The organism is Leptospira vanthielii serovar Holland str. Waz Holland = ATCC 700522 (genome assembly GCF_000332455.1).
Taxonomy (GTDB): Bacteria; Spirochaetota; Leptospiria; order Leptospirales; family Leptospiraceae; genus Leptospira_A; species Leptospira_A vanthielii.
The window spans coordinates 40,563-57,500 of record NZ_AOGY02000013.1 but is presented as its reverse complement, the minus strand read 5'-3'; the positions used below and the strand labels follow the sequence as shown (position 1 = coordinate 57,500).

The following is a 16,938-nucleotide window of genomic DNA, read 5'->3' as shown; positions in this document are numbered from 1 at the left end:
CGATATTTCTATTTATGGCCAAGAAAGTAACCAGACAACTTGGCGATTGGCGAAGATGAATCTTGCGATTCGTGGGATAGATAGTACACAAGTGAAATGGAATAATGAAGGGTCATTTTTAAATGATGCTCATAAAGATTTAAAAGCTGATTTTATCATCGCTAATCCTCCGTTTAACGTAAGTGACTGGTCGGGTGACTTATTACGTACGGATGGTCGATGGAAGTTTGGGACGCCTCCCTCAGGAAATGCCAACTTTGCATGGATCCAACATTTTTTATATCATTTAAGTCCTACGGGAACAGCTGGTTTTGTTTTAGCAAAAGGATCTCTCACTTCTAAGACATCAGGAGAAGGTGAGATTCGCAAATCACTCATTGAAGCAGGGCTTGTGGATTGTGTTGTGAATTTACCTGCTAAGTTATTTCTCAATACACAAATTCCTGCGAGTCTTTGGTTCCTTTCTCGGAGTAAATCTGGTGGCGGGTATCGAAACAGGATGAATGAAATTTTATTCATCGATGCTCGCAATGAAGGAGTTCTCATCAATCGGCGAACGAAGGAACTGCGACCAGAAGACATTCAGAAAATTGCGGGCACCTATCACGAATGGAAAAAACTTAAAACTAAATATGAAGATATCAAGGGATTTTGCAATGTAGCAACTCTCGACCGCGTGCGGGAATTGGATTATGTGCTGACACCTGGTCGGTATGTGGGTTTACCTGATGAAGAAGATGATTTTGATTTTAAGGAACGGTTTACAAGCCTTAAGTCTGAATTTGAGGCACAATTGGTGGAAGAGGCAAGGTTGAATGCTTTGATTCTAGAAAATTTGGCAAAGGTGAAGGTAAATTAAGGATTGCGTTAGTTTAGGAAAGAGGCTTAAAGTAAACTAAGGAAAAAATAAGGTTACTTTCGCTTTCCTTTTACCCAGAAAATCGACAATGTATTATCGAAGGAAAGTATTACTCGCCATATTAGAAAAATTTGGTGGTCGGTTGTCGAAAACGGACCTTCAAAAGTATCTATTTTTGTTTTCTCAAAAACAATCTAATCCTGCGTATGATTTTTATCCCTATCGATTTGGTTGTTATTCGGCACAGGCCACACAAGACCTTGGAACTTTAAAAAAATACGAACTTGTTCAAGAGACTCCCTTGGGATGGGAGCTAAGTAAATCCGATCATTTTTTTACGACGTTAAAGGCTGCTGACCGAAAGGATTTGGTATCCTTTCATCAGGAATTCCGAATGTTAACTGGCAAAGATTTGATTCGGTATGTATATACTCATTATCCGTTTTATGCCATCCACAGCGAAATTGCGAAGGACATTCTATCTATTAATGAATTGGCAAACGTTGATAAAGAGAAACCGAAATCAAACACAAGAGCAATCTTTACCATTGGTTATGAAGGAAAATCGATTGAGAAATATGTAACAGAATTGATTCGAAATTCCGTTCATGTGCTTTGTGATGTCCGAAAAAATCCATTGAGTATGAAGTATGGATTTTCCAAAAAACAATTGAAAGGGGTAGTTGAGTCCGTAGGCATCCAATATATACATTTTCCGGGACTCGGGATTGTCTCTAGTAAAAGACAGGAACTGAATTCTAAGTCTGATTACCAAAAGCTTTTTCTAGAATACCAAAAAACCACCCTCCGTGAAAATCAATCAGATCTAAGATCCTTAAATAAAATCTATGAAGAAAACGCGAGAATTGCGCTCACGTGCTTTGAGGCAGATTCGGAATGTTGTCATAGAAGTCATACAGCAAATGCTTTGTTAGATGCAATAAAAGAACCAACTTCTGTAATTCATTTATAGAATGAAAAAAAAGGTTCTAATTTTAGTAAAAACTTATCCCGCGATCTCGACAAAGTATGGAGAAACCGTTTGCACAGCGGGAATTACGGAAGAGGGTGAATGGATACGAATCTATCCGATTCCTTTTCGGAAGATTGATTTTAACAAAAGATATTCAAAATACGATTGGATTGAACTCGAACTCACTAAAAATTCCAAAGACTTTCGACCTGAATCCTTCCGTCCCTTAGACCCAAATCAAATTGAAACAGTTGGTCACATTGACTCTGACAAAGATACTTGGCACGAAAGAAGAAGTTTTGTTTTAAAAAATGTTTATACCAATATGTCCCAACTTATAGAAGATGCAAAAGATAGAGAAAAATGCACGTCCCTTGCCGTTTTCAAACCAACAAAAATATTAGATTTTACTTATGAAAAAACGGAATCCTTTTGGGATCCGAAAAAAATCAAAGCTCTAGAGTCTGAGCACAGCCAAGGCTCGCTGTTTGAAACCAATGATTTGGATGATATTACTGAATTTGAAGTTGTAGATAAGGTTCCCTATAAGTTTAAATTTAAGTTTCAAGACGAAACAGGTAAAGAATCCAATCTCATGATTGAAGACTGGGAAACTGGAATGCTCTATTGGAATTCTCTCAAAAAACACGAAGGGGATACGAGTAAAGCCTGCCAGGATGTTCAAAAGAAATACTTTGAAGACTTTGCAAAAACAAAGGATTACTATTTCATCTTAGGAACTACATTAAAACACCACTATCTTTCTAAAAATCCCTTTGTGATCATTGGTGATTTTCGACCGAATCCTATCAAACAACCTGGATTATTTGGAACTTAACTATGGACTTTTTACACTTCTTATCCACTGTTCTTCCGATCTGGCTCTTTATTAATTGCAAAAATACATTATAATGATTCATTTTGTCACTTGACTCTTTATTCAGAAAAAGAGATTTTTGACAATATGAAAGAGATCGATGACAAAAAAGAAAACCTGGAACCTGGCGCATTTGCTTTGAAAATTGCCAAGTTACGGGAAAAGATTGGTGTTAGTCAAACCGAGCTAGCAGAAAGGGCAAATATGAGTCCTGCAGCACTCTCTCGTATACTTAGTGGCGAACGAGTGCTGAAACCAGAACATGCACGAGAATTGGCAAAGGTATTGCAGGTTACGACTCTGGAATTGCTCCAGGACACAGAATTCATGGAAGTTTGGCATGGTTGGGTAGAAATTTCTGATCTATTTGCTTTACAGAGGCGATTAGAGACTAGAGAAAACGACCTTCATTCGCTGCAAGTTCAACACGAGGGAATGAGAGCCGAAAATGTTTCTTTGAAAGACCAGCTTGTGCAAATGATCAGTAGATTGGATCAATTAGAAAAAGAGAACGCATTATTAAAAGGTCAACTTCAAAATTCTTTAGCTACACATGAGGAAATTGGAGTGCTTCGAAATCAAGTTGCAACGCTTCTTGGAGAACGAAATAATCAAATTTCACAAACGCAAACTTTGCAAAGCCAGCACCTAACATTAAAAAATCAATATCAAAATTTACAATCTGTTGCCCAACAACTTCACATGCGACTGACTCAAGTCTCGCGTGAATTGCAGGAATCAAAGTCTTCCAATGCTACTTCGGCTCTCCTTTCCGCTATCGCGGGATTTGGACTCGCTAAGGTGTTAGAGGAAAATTAGAAAATCTCTATCTCCAGAGAAAAATTCAAAATGAAATCAAGGAAAGAATCAAAGATAAGAAATTGCAATCTTTGCTTAGAAGAGAAACTACTCTGTGAATCGCATATTATTCCTGAATTTTGGTTCCAATCTTTGTATCACAAACATAAATTCATCCAACCGAAGATGGATCAAAAACTGGGTGTTGAGATTTATCAAAAGGGAATCAAAGAACCCATGTTATGTACTGAATGTGAGGGATTTTTAAATACAACGTATGAACAACCGATCCATCAATTTTGGAAAGAAAATATAAATATCCGCTCTTTAAATGGATCCGAAGATCCTTACTTTGTACGCCAAAATCTAAATTATACTAAATTCAAGCTCTATCATCTATCCATACTTTGGCGAGCTCATCATTCAAAAAATCCCATATTTGAGAAAGTAAACTTGGGTGAGAAACATGAGAAAATCCTAAGAGAAATGATCTTAACTAAAAATCCTGGTAAGGAAACTGACTATCCGATTTTTGGATCTGTTCTTTTTCGAGATAGAACAGGTGAGGTTATGATTGACCTGATGATCAATCCAATTCGAGTCAAAACTCAGGATGGTCATTATGCTTATAAATTTCTATACGGTGGTGTTAGCTGGTGGATAGGGGTTTCTTCCCATATACGACTAGAATCGAATACTGATTCACTCACCGATGATGGAAGGATGATCCTTTATAAATCATATTTAGAAGATGATCCAAGGATCGCCAAACTGATCAAAAATTGGTTTGAAACATTCGAGGAATTGCCAAAATCTTTGTTAGTTGAGAAAGGAGTATAATATGATCTTTGAAACCGCTCTCTTCTTTTACACCCTGACCAAACTCGAAGATCGAATCTATCGAAAATCGGTTTTGCAATCGGAAGAAATGTTCAAATAGATACGTAAAGTGCGCAGTGTATAAAAAATGAAAAACAACCCAGTGACCGTAAAAGAGCTCATTCAAATGCTAAAAACTTTTCCTGAAGATCTTCCGATTTTTGTTTCGGGCTATGAATCGGGTTACGACTGCTTTTATAAGCCAGAAATCATCGAGTTAGTTCACAGGCCTGATAATATGTATTTTGATGGCGAATACCAGATTCCAGAAGGAAACGAATCCCCGAAGATTTCTGCTGTTGTTCTTGCGAGGGTAAATAGAAATGAATGATGCAACGCAAGAGATTCATTCCGAATCCACCTCCCTCTCCTTCTACGCCCTCACCAAACTCGAAGACCGCATCGATCTGAAATCTGGTCTGCAGTTGGAAGAGATGATTCAAAACTGGAAGAGAAATCGAAAGGAAACAATAGAAAAAGGCGAGGAGTCCGCATGAGTGAATGGAAGGAATTTAAGTTAGGGGATATCGCGGACAAAATCGGAGATGGTTTACATGGAACTCCAGCATATAGTGATGATGGAGAATATTATTTTATAAATGGGAATAACTTGTTAAATGGCAAGATTTCAATTAAAAACGAAACCAAGAAAGTTACAGAAGCTGAATATCAAAAACATAAAAAACCATTGTCGAATAGAACTATTCTTTTAGGAATTAATGGAACTATTGGAAATCTAGCATTCTATAATGGAGAAAAATGTGTTCTTGGAAAAAGTGCCTGCTATATAAATATTTCTAGCGATATTGATAATTTTTTCATTTATTATAAAATGTTAAGTAAGGAATTTCAATCAACACTATTAGAAATTGCAACTGGGACAACTATTATTAATGTTCCCTTAAAAGGGCTTCGTGAAATCCCCATCCTCCTTCCCACTATCGCCGAACAAAAAGATATTGCAGGCGTTTTGTCGGCGTTAGATGAGAAAATTGATCTTTTACACCGGCAGAATAAAACCTTGGAAGCGATGGCAGAGGCACTCTTTCGGCAGTGGTTTGTGGAGGAAGCGGAGGAGAGTTGGGAGGAGGGGAAGTTGGGGGATGAATTCATAATTACAATGGGTCAATCTCCTCCAGGCGAAAGCTATAATGAAGACGGAGTAGGTATTCCAATGTACCAAGGAAATGCTGATTTTGAATTCCGTTTTCCCAAGAATAGAGTATTTACAACCGACCCGAAAAGGTTTGCGGAAAAATACGATACACTAATCAGCGTAAGGGCTCCGGTCGGAGCACAAAATATGGCGAATGAAGAATGCTGTATTGGTCGCGGTGTTGCATCCTTAAGATATAAAATTAAATCTGACTTATATAGTTACACATATTATAAAATACGATACCATATGTTAGAAATCGCAGGCTTCAATGATACTGGAACTGTTTTTGGATCCATAGGAAAGGAAGATCTGTGGGGCATAAAGACACAAATTCCATCGACTTTAGAATCAGAAGAGATTGATTTGAGATTAAAGCCTTTGAACGATAGAATTATAGAAAACTGTTTCCAAATCCGTTCTTTGGAAAAGCTCCGCGATACTCTATTGCCGAAGTTGATGAGTGGGGAAGTGAAGGTGGATATAAACCGCGACATTTGAAGAGCATACTTGAATTCACAAAGTCTTAAACCTATTCGAGCTCTAAACTGACCACTGTTAAATATTTTTCTTGTCGGGTTGGACATTTTTGAGTAAGATTGAGGTGATATTCATATGATCCAAATCTATCACAATCTCTTTATAGGAAACGAATCTGATTATGAAAACCAAGTAAGATTTCTACCAGACTGGCATATTGTCCATGCCTGCAAGGAACCGTACCATCGAAACCTGTTAGGTTACTCTAGTAAAGGAGCGCCAAAAAATCATCCAGAGTATCTTATTGCAAAAAGAGGGAATCGGCTCTTTCTGAATTTAGTCGATGCGGCAGATCCTAATTACATTCCAAAAACAATCATTGATGCTGCTCTGCTATTTATAGACCAAGCATTGTCTGCTGAGCAGAAATGTTTGGTTCATTGTAATCAAGGAGAGAGCCGATCTCCTGCTTTGGGTCTATTGTATTTAGCATCTAAGAATTTAATTTCAAACCAAAGTTTGGAAATCGCAGAATTGGAATATCGAAATGTCTATCCTTCTTACAATCCAAGATCTGGAGTTCGGGGGTTTCTGCTGGCAAATTGGCAGAATTATTGCTAGTTTTCGAAAAGATAACAAAAGTTTAAGGCTTGACTTTTGGGCCCAAAAGTTCGATTGTATAGATATGGATGAAATTGAGCTGGATTTAGTTTCAGAATTGGGGGCAAGCTCGGAAGGCTCTCCTCAAATTTTGACTCTATACATACCGAGTGTCGATAGGTATGGCAAAAACTCCTTTGACCAGGAAATGTGGGTAAAGGAAGCAGGTGTTCTTCTTTCTGCAATTGGAGGAGGAGTTACAATCAATCCCCCCTCTAAGGGTGGTTGGAAATCCCCAACAGGAGAAATCATATGGGAAGATACGATCATTCTATATTCTTATGTTGATGGTGAAAGCTTAGCAAAAAATATAAAAAATCTTAAAAAATTTCTACATAGGCTCGGAAGGGAAGCAAACCAAGGTGAAGTAGCCTGTCAATTCGATGGGGTATTTTATAAAATTACGGAATATGATCAAGGGGTGTGAGTATGAAAATCAAAGTAAATGACTCAAAAAAGGCCGTAAAAATTAGACAAACTTCTACAGCGAAAAAACTTTCTCAGGAAGATTTTTCAAAAGGAGTAGGTGCTCAATTTTCTCAAGAACTTAAAGTAGATCATTTAGAACCGATTACGTTTGCTGGTATATTACATTCTGCTGTTAAGGGGATTAAATCTACGGGAGGTCGGCCAGGCCGCCTAGAAGAAACCTTACGTAAAAAAGTTCCGCTTACTGTAAATGAATGGAAAGATTTGGAAGTAGTATCTCATACATTTCAACAATTGGGAGTTTCTATTTCTACCGGTCAAGTCGCGAGCTTACTTATAGGTGATGGTCTTCATAAACTTCTTCCTACGATTGTAGCAGTTAACGAAGAAATGACGAAGTTGCAAGCCGCGGCAAAAGCAGATAGCAAACCACTAGAATTACGCCCCATTGCAGATATTTTAATGAAAAATATTTTTCTTAAAAAAATAAAACAGGCAGTTCCTAACTTCTCTTGGGACATGGGAGAGTCCATTGAAAAGAAATGAAGTAAGACTAGGAAGGCTTCTTTCTATCGCAGAAAAAGAAGATGTAATCGTTAATTTTTTGGACGTTGAGAGACTAATTTCATGGAAAGGTCTATACGTTACGACAGAACTTGGCTCGGCCATTGGAATTTCCTCTGCCTTGACTTTGGAAAACCAAGTCTGGGTGCTCGCTCACGAGCTAGGACATCATTTTCGGGGTATTCAAAGGGCTTTGTTCTCTCCATTTCAATATGATTTGCCTGGATTCAATAACCCCGTTGAGGAAAGAAATGCTGATTTGGAAGGACTCATTCTTCTAGATGAAGAGGAAAACTGGCGAAATACAGAAAAAAGATATCCAACTGATTTAAATCGATTGGCAAAAGAAATGGAATTGCCGTTAGATGCCGCACTTACACGACTCGATTATTTGAATAGTAGGTTTGGGAATCAGGTAGCAGTTTGCGGGTTCTCGGATGAATTGTGGGAATCTATCCAGGCACGAACCAAAGGCGATGGTGGAGCCCAATCAACAGTTCAAAAGCTAGTAAAAAGAAAAAATAGTTCAGGAACCCGAATCACTTTTAGAGAATTCAATCAGCTTCGAAAAAGAGCAGCGGATATGAGAGGTGGCTTTGGAAAAAATGCAAAACAAATTTTAGCGGAGTTATCACCAGAGATCAAATCTGTCGGTGGGGTATTTTCTTTTTTTGGAATCAATGAGACATAAAAATTAATCCACAACCATTTATGTTTTTATTCACAAGGCTTCTGTACGTTCATCTTGAAAAAGTTGAAGTTTTATTTTGAATCGTGAAGAGAAATTTGGAATAAAATAATATGAGTATGCTGGAATCAGACTTCGAATTCAACAATGTAAGAACATCTTACGATGGTTATATACAAATTGCCGAATTTTACAATCAGTTTAAAGATAAGCATCACTTAAAAATTTTTCTCTCCATCGATACTTGGTTTGGTGCCAATATGTGCTCACCTTTAGGAAGTGTGATGAATAAATTGGCTTTAAATGGTCATCGCTTCGAATTTGATTATTTAAAGCCTGACATTCAAAAGATTTTATGCAAAAATAAATTTTTAAGTAAATACGGTTATGAAAAAATAACTGATCAAAATCAAACGACAATTCAATTTTTAGAATTAAAACCTAACCAAGGGGACGAATTTTTAACCTATATCCAGTCAGAGTTACTTCGAAGGCCAGAGTTACCAAAACTTTCCGAACTATTAAAAAAGAAAATGACAGAATCTATATTTGAAATTTTTCAAAATGCTAAGACCCACAGTAAATCGGAAGAAATTATAACTTGTGGTCAATTTTTTCCAAATAAAAATACCATTGAATTTTCGATTACTGATATAGGTATCGGGATCAAAGAAAATGTTTGTAAGTTCTTTCATCGCGATGTTTCCGCAACCAAAGCAATCGAGTGGGCGATTCAGTCAGGGCATTCCACAAAGGACAATATTACAGGGGGGCTAGGTTTCGCAATATTGCGGGAATTTACCGAAAAAAATGGCGGAAAAATCAATATTGTCAGTGATTCTGGTTTTTACGAATTCGAAAATGGAATCGATATTTTCGAAGAAATTTCTTGTCCTTTTCCAGGAACTACCATTAATATGAGATTCCAGACAGACGATCCAACGTCTTACTCCCTTTTGGAAGAGCTAAAAGTGACCGATATATTCTAGGAGAATGAAAATGGTGATTCCAACAATCCCTATAAAAGAATTAGTCCCTAGTCTTTATTGTGTAGATGCTGAGGACGGGCAGAAGCTATTCCTACTCATCTCAAAATCCTTTAGAGATGAGAAAAATGCCGTAACCCTTTCTTTCGAAGGAATCGAACTTATTACGTCTGCTTTTTTAAACACTGCGATCGGACAATTATACCGAGATTTCTCAGAAGAAACAATTAAAACTAGTTTGAAAGTAGAAGGCATGTCCCAAGAAGATTTAGGGCTATTAAAACGTGTTGTCGATACTGCAAAAATTTATTATAAAGACCCAGATCGAATGGAGCGTTCCTTACGCGAAGTTTTAGGGGAATGAATTGCCGGAAATTTATTCAAAGTCCGATATATCCACGTTAGTTGGAAGGAATATTTTTTTTGATGCAAATGTTTTAATTTATATATTTTGGCCGACTGGTTCAAACTCACAGGAGAAAGAATATTCATCGATACTTTCGTCATTGATTCGACAAAAAAATCCCCTGATCGTTGATAATACGATAATTTCTGAAATTTATAATCGAGCCTTTCGCCTTGAATTCGATAAATTTGCAGAACGAGAGCATCTTTATGTAAATCCAAGTGAATTCAAAAATTTTCGAAATTCGGAAGAAGGTCAGCAAATTGAAAAGGATATTTCTACAGTTTTAAAAGATAAAATTTTGAAGAATTTTGATGTAGTTGGGAAGTCTTATTTCAAGCCAGATATAAATAAATTACTTTCAGGAGGGTTGTTAGATTATTCAGATAGAGTTATTGTTGATCTATGTGAATCCAATAATGCAGTATTATTAACCAATGATGGAGATTTTTTTAATTCTAGAATTCCTCTACTAACGGCTAACAAAAAATTACTCAACAATAAACTATGACCTAAATCCATTATTGCATTGAAAAGAAACAGGATTAAATCTTCAGGTATATAATACTTTACAGCAAGGATTTTTCTCCAAATTGAACTGCATTTTTATACATTTGGAGGCTTAATTCAATCAGTTTCTTCAGACCAACCATCATTTGCCGCTTGCCTTTATTTCTAACGACTATCAAATTTGCATAAACACGAATCAGACGATGAATTCTGCAAGGATCACCGAATCACAAATAGAAGAATATGCAATTTCTCTCTTGGAGGCCCAAGGCTATAAATATATCTATGGGCCGGACATAGCACCTGACAGTGATCAGCCTGAAAGAGAGTCTTTCGAAGATATTCTTTTGGTGAGAAGGCTCGAAGAGTCTCTCCTTCGGATCAATCCATCATTACCCAAAGAATCCATCGAGGATGCGATCAAACAAATCCAAAGGTTGAATTCACGGGAACTGATCGTTAACAATCATAACTTTCACAGGTTTCTAACGGAAGGAATCCAAGTCGTTTATCAAAAAGACGGAAACTCTCGTGGTGATTTGGTCTCACTGATTGACTTTGTGACTTGGGAAAACAATGAGTTTATTGTAATCAATCAATTCACCGTTGTAGAGAACAACACAAACAAAAGACCAGATTTGGTACTCTTTATCAATGGCATTCCTTTAGTCGTAATCGAACTTAAAAATCCTACGGAGGAAAATGCAACAGTCCATTCTGCGTTTCATCAATTGCAAACGTATCTACAAACCATTCCTTCGCTTTTTGCATCCAATGGATTTTTAGTAATCTCTGATGGATTGGAAGCAAAGGCCGGAACCATTTCTTCTAGTTACAATCGGTTTTTATCTTGGAAAACATCTGACGGGAAATCGGAAGCATCGCCACTAGTTGGTCAGTTGGAAACTTTGATCCGCGGGATGTTAAATCCAAAAACACTATTGGATTTACTTCGTCATTTTATTGTATTTGAAAATACGAAAAAGGAAGATAAAGAAACTGGAATCACATCCATTCAAATTGTTAAAAAAATTGCCGCCTATCACCAATACTATGCGGTAAACAAAGCCGTTGAGTCTACCCTTCGGGCATCCGGCTATTCAAAAAACCAATCTCCTAAAAAAGACCTTCTCATTCATACTTCAAAATCAGAAGGATTTAAATCTATCTCATCCGTTATTGGCGATAAAAAAGGGGGAGTCGTCTGGCACACGCAAGGATCTGGAAAATCACTTTCGATGGTTTTTTATACGGGTAAAATTGTCCTTTCGATGGACAATCCCACAATTCTTGTGATCACCGACAGAAATGACTTAGACGATCAACTCTTTGATACTTTTTCCGCCGCCAAACAACTACTCAGGCAAGAACCGGTGCAGGCAAAAAATCGAGATCATCTCAAAGAACTCTTAAAGGTTGCGTCTGGTGGTGTGGTATTTGCAACCATTCAAAAATTCCAACCAGAATCAGGGAATGTGTATGAAACCTTATCGGAACGAAACAATATCATTGTCATTGCAGACGAAGCGCATAGAACACAATACGGGTTTAAAGCCAAAACGATTGATACCAAAGACGAGCTTGGCAATTTAGTTGGGAAAAAGATTGTCTATGGTTTTGCGAAATATATGCGAGATGCACTTCCCAATGCAACGTATTTGGGATTTACGGGCACTCCCATCGAGAACACAGATGTCAACACACCAGCTGTATTTGGAAACTATGTGGACGTTTATGATATTGCGCAGGCAGTCGAAGACGGAGCCACTGTAAGAATTTATTATGAAAGTCGGCTTGCAAAAATTTCTTTAAGCGAAGAAGGAAAAAAACTCATACAAGAGTTTGATGACGATTTGGATCCAGATGAACTTTCTGAATCGCAAAAAGCGAAAGCCAAGTGGACGCAGCTTGAAGCCCTGATTGGAAGCGCAAATCGCATTCAAAAAGTGGCAAAAGATATTGTGACCCATTTTGAAAGCCGAAGAGAAGTTTTTGAAGGCAAGGGAATGATTGTTGCAATGTCACGAAGAATTGCCGCAGAACTTTATGAAGCGATCATCCAATTAAAACCTGCATGGCATAGTGAAGATCCAAAAAAAGGCGCAATCAAAGTTGTGATGACCTCGTCATCCTCAGACGGTCCAGAAATTAACAAACACCATACGACGAAGGAAATCCGGAAAAACCTAGCGGATCGAATTAAGGATCCCGATGACGAATTAAAATTAGTGATCGTTCGGGATATGTGGTTAACAGGTTTTGATGTGCCTTCTTTAGATACTTTGTACATCGATAAGCCGATGAAAGGCCATAATTTGATGCAAGCGATTGCGCGTGTGAATCGAGTGTATAAAGAAAAGACTGGTGGTCTTATTGTCGATTATTTAGGAATTGCATCAGACCTCAAAAAAGCATTATCGTTTTATTCCGATGCAGGCGGGAAAGGAGATCCAGCGGAAAACCAAGAAAAGGCCGTGCAACTTATGCTGGAAAAATTGGAAGTTGTTTCGCAAATGTTTCATGGTTTTGGATATGAAGAATATTTTGATGCTGATATGGGAAGGAAATTGTCTCTTATTTTAGAAGCTGAAAATCATATTTTAGGTTTAGAAAATGGCAAAAAGAGATTTATTGATGAGGTTACTGCTCTATCTAAAGTATTTGCCATTGCGATCCCCCACGAACAAGCGCTTGATGCGAAAGATGAAATTTCCTTTTTCCAAGCAGTCAAAACAAGATTAGTAAAATTCTTAAAAACTGATTCCGAGGGCGGAAACTATGATGTGGAAACTGCCATCCGCCAAGTCATAGATAAGGCCTTAGTAACTGACAAAGTAATCGATGTTTTCGATGCAGCTGGAATCAAAAAGCCAGATATTTCGATTCTGTCAGAAGAATTTCTCTTAGAAGTAAAAAACATGGAGCATAAAAATATCGCTCTAGAATTACTTAAAAAACTTCTGAATGATGAAATCAAAGGACGTGCTAAAAAGAATTTAATACAAAGCAAATCTTTGATGGAAATGCTTGAGAATTCCATCAAAAAGTACCATGTTAAAATCTTAACAGCTGCAGAAGTAATTGAAGAGTTGATCGCTCTATCGAAAGAGATCCAACATATGGATTCCGAACCTAAAGAGATGGGTTTATCCGATTATGAATACGCTTTTTACACCGCCATTGCAAATAACGATAGTGCAAAGGAATTGATGGAAAAAGAAAAACTCAGGGAACTTGCAGTTGTCTTATTTCAAAAAGTAAAAGAAAATGCCTCAATCGATTGGACAATTAAAGAAAATGTAAAGGCTAAACTCAAAGTAATTGTCAAAAGGATCCTCCGGCAATATGGCTATCCTCCCGATATGCAGATGTTAGCAACTGAGACCGTGCTGAAGCAGGCGGAGCTTATTGCGAACGAATTGCTTTTGAATAAATAAAGGTACAATTCAATCCCCCTCCGCGTTAGGGCTTACTATGCAAAACCAGTCAAGAGATTTTTCTTCTTTTGGTTGGTCTCAAAAAAATCTGGTGAATAGGGGGTTTGGTGTTTCCACATAGAAAAGATTATTTTTGCCCACTTGTTAGATAGAGAGCGAAGAGCTATGGAATTCTTTTTGCCTTTTGATCTCTGCTTGTCATAAAATTGACGGGCCCAATCGACTCTGGTAATTGAATTGAATGCCAACCAATACAAAGCATGGCGTAAATTTTTATTACATGCATACCGCATGATGACTTTCCTCATAGTTTTCCCGCTTTGTTTTGTGACAGGTGATGTTCCTGCATACGATTGAAATGCCCGATAGTCAGTAAATTCCAATGTATCATTCGATAACTCGGATAATAAGACCCCTCCAATTGTAGTCCCAACAGCTGGAATGGAACTCAGGATATTGCTTCCTTCATAGTTCTTAAAATTTTTATCGATCGTGCTTTTTGTTTTCTTTATTTGGGTATCGAGTAAATTGATTTGGTCAATCAACGATTCAGTGTATTGAATGCATTCATTTTGTATGGGAGAAATATAATCCGGAGATTCTTTACATAGTTTACGCCACGTATCAAACAGAGAAGTTTTTCTTTTATCGCTCCATTGGATGTCATTAGTTTCCTTTAAAAAAATCCTCCAGGGTTAAAGTCTCTAATTTCTCAGGTGATTGGATGATCTTGAGTGCACTTAATACTGGTTTTGTAATATCTCTAAAACACCTTGAAAAATAAGGGAAATATGATTGTAGATTGTTTTTTAAACGATTCACTAACCGTGCACGATCTTTCTTTAGAATATCTAGGTTGCTGTTTAGCTTCATCAACCTGGAAGATTCTTCATTTCAATTTTTTTATTCTGACAGGTGTTGATGTTTTTTAGAACATAGAGTGCGATCATTTTGGCATCATAACGATCATCCTTTTGCCCCGTTAACGAATAGATTTCTTTGAATCTATGTAACTTACGAGGATTCACTTCGTGAAGAGGAATTTGTTTTTACGTAGATATCCAGCAAGAATATGCTCACAGCTTTCTATACCTGCAACGATTCGAAACTGATTCTGAAACCGATCTATAATTGAATCTAACTTTTTGAATCCATCTTTGGTGATTAAAATTTTATCTCCAAGTAACAGATTTCCATCTCCGTTGATGATGGCTAGATCTACAAAATCTCTACTCCAGTCGATTCCGATGTATATGGTTTCCATACAATTTTCTCCTGAAAAAAGTTGCCAAACCCTGTCATCCCATGAATCCTATTATGTAGTCTTCGTCATAAGACTAACTTACTATGAATGGTGATGGCAGGGTCAAGAACTCCAGGAGAATCAAAGCCCTAGCAAGTCCTTGTCGGGACAGATCTGCAGAATTCTTCCTGGAGTCCTGGCCATCATTGTTCTATCCTACGTTCTGTTTTTTAACAGGTTTATTTTAGTAGAATCTTCTCACATATAGGATCTGAAGGGCTTGGTCCGAAGGACGGAAGCGACAGCGCACCCCGAAAGAGCCCGACCCTTACACATTCCATTTCCAAAACACCAACTAAATCGGGAACGCCCATTATATCAAAATTCATTCCTCTACCTTGAGATTGCCCAAACCCATATTCTCATTTCGAACATCCAAAAGAGAAATTTTTGACCTATCCAAATAGACTGCTTTTCTTAATTTAGGAGGATAGACATGAAGGCATATTTTGCAAAAACAAATTGAAACGTTTTCAGATCTGAAATTAGATCGATCCATCCAAAAAGCAGTCGTTGAAACTGGTTATACTAAACCTACACCCATCCAAATCCAAGCCATTCCTTTACTTCTAGACAATCACGATCTGTTAGGTTGTGCTCAAACAGGAACAGGTAAAACCGCTGCTTTTGCTTTGCCTATGATCCAAAATTTAATTTCCACGAGGGCAAAACCAAATCCAAAACAACCACGATCTCTTGTGTTAGTTCCCACTCGTGAGCTTGCCATTCAGGTCCATGAAAGTTTTGTTTTATATGGAAAATATACCCAAATTCGAACGGCAGTAATTTTTGGTGGTGTGGGACAAAATCCCCAAGCCAAGGCCATTGCAAGCGGATTGGATGTGCTCATTGCCACGCCTGGTCGCCTGGTCGATTTGATGAACCAAAATTTGGTAACATTGAAAAATCTCGAAATATTTGTGTTAGATGAAGCAGATAGGATGTTGGATATGGGTTTTATCCATGATATTCGAAAAATCATTTCCTTTCTTCCAAAGCGCAGACAGAATTTGTTTTTTTCTGCAACTATGCCACCTGAAATAGAAAAATTGGCAAACTCAATTTTGGTAGAACCAATTCGTATCGATGTAACACCTGTTTCGTCGACAGTAGAACTAATTTCACAATCTGTGATGTATACAGAACTAGCAGATAAAAAAAATCTTCTCCTTCATTTGTTTAAAGATAAAAATTTTAAAAAAACTATTATCTTTACCAAAACAAAACATGGAGCAAATAAAATTTCGGAACTCTTGAACAAAAGTGGAATCAAAACTGATGTAATTCACGGCAATAAAAGTCAATCAGCTAGACAAAGAGCCTTAGAAGATTTTCGTTCGGGAAAAAACAGAGCCCTTGTCGCAACCGATTTGGCTGCCCGAGGAATAGACATCGATGACATCACCCATGTAATTAATTATGAAATTCCTTATGTTCCCGAAACCTATGTACATCGAATTGGCCGTACAGCACGTGCAGGGAAAAATGGAATTGCCATTGCAATAGCAGAGGCAGACGAAAGATCACTGATCAAAGACATTGAAAAATTAATTGGAATTTCGATCCCAGTGGATCGTGACCATCCTTACCATGCAGCGCGGGTTGAATCGCATACAGGCAAAGCTCCCAAAATCCATGGATCTGGAGGTGGCGGCAATCGAGGTCAAAGACGTCACACGCAATCGGGAGATCTTTCCTCTGGCCGAAACGGAAACTCAAAGCAGAACTCCAAGCAAAACTCACATCGGAGTCAAGGGCAATCGGAAAAAAGAAAGCCAAGTAATTCAGGAAATAGATCTGAGCCTAAAAAATCATCTCCTAGTGCAAAAAAATCACCAAGAGCAAAAAAAACACGATTTAGGTAGTGAGACATTCTATACTGATAATTACGAACGTTAGGTTGATTACTGCTTCGTTGGGGTAAGACAGTCTG

General features: G+C 37.6%; 20 protein-coding genes (1 of these 20 cut by a window edge). 17 read left to right on the top strand and 3 right to left on the bottom strand.

All coding sequences use genetic code 11. The features are described 5' to 3' along the window. The 16 genes from LEP1GSC199_RS02220 to LEP1GSC199_RS02150 all read left to right on the top strand — a co-directional run. Positions 1-859 carry the 3' portion of a type I restriction-modification system subunit M gene (locus tag LEP1GSC199_RS02220; RefSeq protein ID WP_002976618.1) on the top strand. It extends 692 nt beyond the left edge of the window, so the window shows 859 of its 1,551 coding nt (coding positions 693-1,551); its start codon lies beyond the left edge, outside the window; it ends in the stop codon at positions 857-859. Between the two features lie 88 nt (positions 860-947). Then, positions 948-1,832, top strand: a complete 885-nt coding sequence (locus LEP1GSC199_RS02215; protein WP_002976684.1) for a DUF488 domain-containing protein — start codon at positions 948-950, stop codon at positions 1,830-1,832. A gap of 1 nt (position 1,833) precedes the next feature. Beyond that, the gene (locus LEP1GSC199_RS02210) at positions 1,834-2,670 is read left to right on the top strand and encodes a hypothetical protein (protein ID WP_002976668.1); all 837 of its coding nucleotides are present in this window, start codon (positions 1,834-1,836) and stop codon (positions 2,668-2,670) included. A gap of 126 nt (positions 2,671-2,796) precedes the next feature. Beyond that, positions 2,797-3,528, top strand: a complete 732-nt coding sequence (locus LEP1GSC199_RS20470; protein WP_051999722.1) for a helix-turn-helix domain-containing protein — start codon at positions 2,797-2,799, stop codon at positions 3,526-3,528. 30 nt (positions 3,529-3,558) lie between these two features. Beyond that, positions 3,559-4,347, top strand: coding sequence for a hypothetical protein (locus LEP1GSC199_RS20465; protein WP_002976704.1), 789 nt, complete (start codon positions 3,559-3,561; stop codon positions 4,345-4,347). Positions 4,348-4,474: 127 nt separating this feature from the next. Then, positions 4,475-4,717, top strand: a complete 243-nt coding sequence (locus LEP1GSC199_RS02195) for a hypothetical protein (protein WP_002976672.1) — start codon at positions 4,475-4,477, stop codon at positions 4,715-4,717. Beyond that, complete coding sequence (locus tag LEP1GSC199_RS21210; protein ID WP_002976700.1) at positions 4,710-4,883, top strand: hypothetical protein; 174 nt, start codon at positions 4,710-4,712, stop codon at positions 4,881-4,883. Before LEP1GSC199_RS02195 ends, LEP1GSC199_RS21210 begins: the two co-directional genes overlap by 8 nt. Beyond that, positions 4,880-6,043: a restriction endonuclease subunit S gene (locus LEP1GSC199_RS02190; RefSeq protein ID WP_002976709.1), complete on the top strand. Its 1,164-nt coding sequence runs from the start codon at positions 4,880-4,882 to the stop codon at positions 6,041-6,043. The genes LEP1GSC199_RS21210 and LEP1GSC199_RS02190 overlap by 4 nt, the downstream gene beginning before the upstream one ends. Positions 6,044-6,157: 114 nt before the next feature. Then, positions 6,158-6,643 carry a dual specificity protein phosphatase family protein gene (locus tag LEP1GSC199_RS02185; RefSeq protein WP_002976625.1) on the top strand — a complete coding sequence of 162 codons (486 nt, stop codon included), beginning with the start codon at positions 6,158-6,160 and terminating at the stop codon, positions 6,641-6,643. A gap of 64 nt (positions 6,644-6,707) precedes the next feature. Continuing rightward, on the top strand, positions 6,708-7,109 hold the full coding sequence (locus LEP1GSC199_RS02180) for a hypothetical protein (RefSeq protein WP_002976645.1): 402 nt from the start codon (positions 6,708-6,710) through the stop codon (positions 7,107-7,109). A 2-nt stretch (positions 7,110-7,111) separates the two neighbouring features. Further along, positions 7,112-7,657, top strand: coding sequence for a hypothetical protein (locus LEP1GSC199_RS02175; RefSeq protein ID WP_002976631.1), 546 nt, complete (start codon positions 7,112-7,114; stop codon positions 7,655-7,657). After that, complete coding sequence (locus LEP1GSC199_RS02170) at positions 7,644-8,366, top strand: ImmA/IrrE family metallo-endopeptidase (RefSeq protein ID WP_002976651.1); 723 nt, start codon at positions 7,644-7,646, stop codon at positions 8,364-8,366. Before LEP1GSC199_RS02175 ends, LEP1GSC199_RS02170 begins: the two co-directional genes overlap by 14 nt. A 110-nt stretch (positions 8,367-8,476) precedes the next feature. Further along, a complete protein-coding gene (locus LEP1GSC199_RS02165; RefSeq protein ID WP_002976720.1) occupies positions 8,477-9,352 on the top strand; it encodes an ATP-binding protein in 876 nt (291 codons plus the stop codon). A 10-nt stretch (positions 9,353-9,362) separates the two neighbouring features. Further along, positions 9,363-9,713, top strand: coding sequence for an STAS-like domain-containing protein (locus LEP1GSC199_RS02160; RefSeq protein WP_002976714.1), 351 nt, complete (start codon positions 9,363-9,365; stop codon positions 9,711-9,713). A gap of 1 nt (position 9,714) precedes the next feature. Further along, positions 9,715-10,266 (top strand): PIN domain-containing protein, encoded by a 552-nt coding sequence (locus LEP1GSC199_RS02155; protein WP_002976646.1) that lies wholly within the window; start codon positions 9,715-9,717, stop codon positions 10,264-10,266. A gap of 202 nt (positions 10,267-10,468) precedes the next feature. Next, positions 10,469-13,702 carry a type I restriction endonuclease subunit R gene (locus LEP1GSC199_RS02150; protein ID WP_002976632.1) on the top strand — a complete coding sequence of 1,078 codons (3,234 nt, stop codon included), beginning with the start codon at positions 10,469-10,471 and terminating at the stop codon, positions 13,700-13,702. A 35-nt stretch (positions 13,703-13,737) separates the two neighbouring features. Here the strand turns inward: LEP1GSC199_RS02150 and LEP1GSC199_RS02145 are convergent, their stop codons facing one another. The 3 genes from LEP1GSC199_RS02145 to LEP1GSC199_RS02135 all read right to left on the bottom strand — a co-directional run bounded on the left by LEP1GSC199_RS02145 (position 13,738) and on the right by LEP1GSC199_RS02135 (position 14,966). After that, entirely contained in the window at positions 13,738-14,247 is a 510-nt protein-coding gene (locus LEP1GSC199_RS02145; RefSeq protein WP_002976722.1) for an IS110 family transposase, read from the bottom strand. Between the two features lie 327 nt (positions 14,248-14,574). Then, positions 14,575-14,730, bottom strand: a complete 156-nt coding sequence (locus LEP1GSC199_RS21205) for a hypothetical protein (RefSeq protein WP_157356588.1) — start codon at positions 14,728-14,730, stop codon at positions 14,575-14,577. Then, positions 14,727-14,966 (bottom strand): hypothetical protein, encoded by a 240-nt coding sequence (locus tag LEP1GSC199_RS02135; RefSeq protein ID WP_002976694.1) that lies wholly within the window; start codon positions 14,964-14,966, stop codon positions 14,727-14,729. Before LEP1GSC199_RS02135 ends, LEP1GSC199_RS21205 begins: the two co-directional genes overlap by 4 nt. A gap of 488 nt (positions 14,967-15,454) precedes the next feature. On the opposite strand from LEP1GSC199_RS02135, the gene LEP1GSC199_RS02130 reads away from it, so the two are divergent. Beyond that, entirely contained in the window at positions 15,455-16,870 is a 1,416-nt protein-coding gene (locus tag LEP1GSC199_RS02130) for a DEAD/DEAH box helicase (protein WP_002976687.1), read from the top strand. Positions 16,871-16,938: the final 68 nt, after the last annotated feature.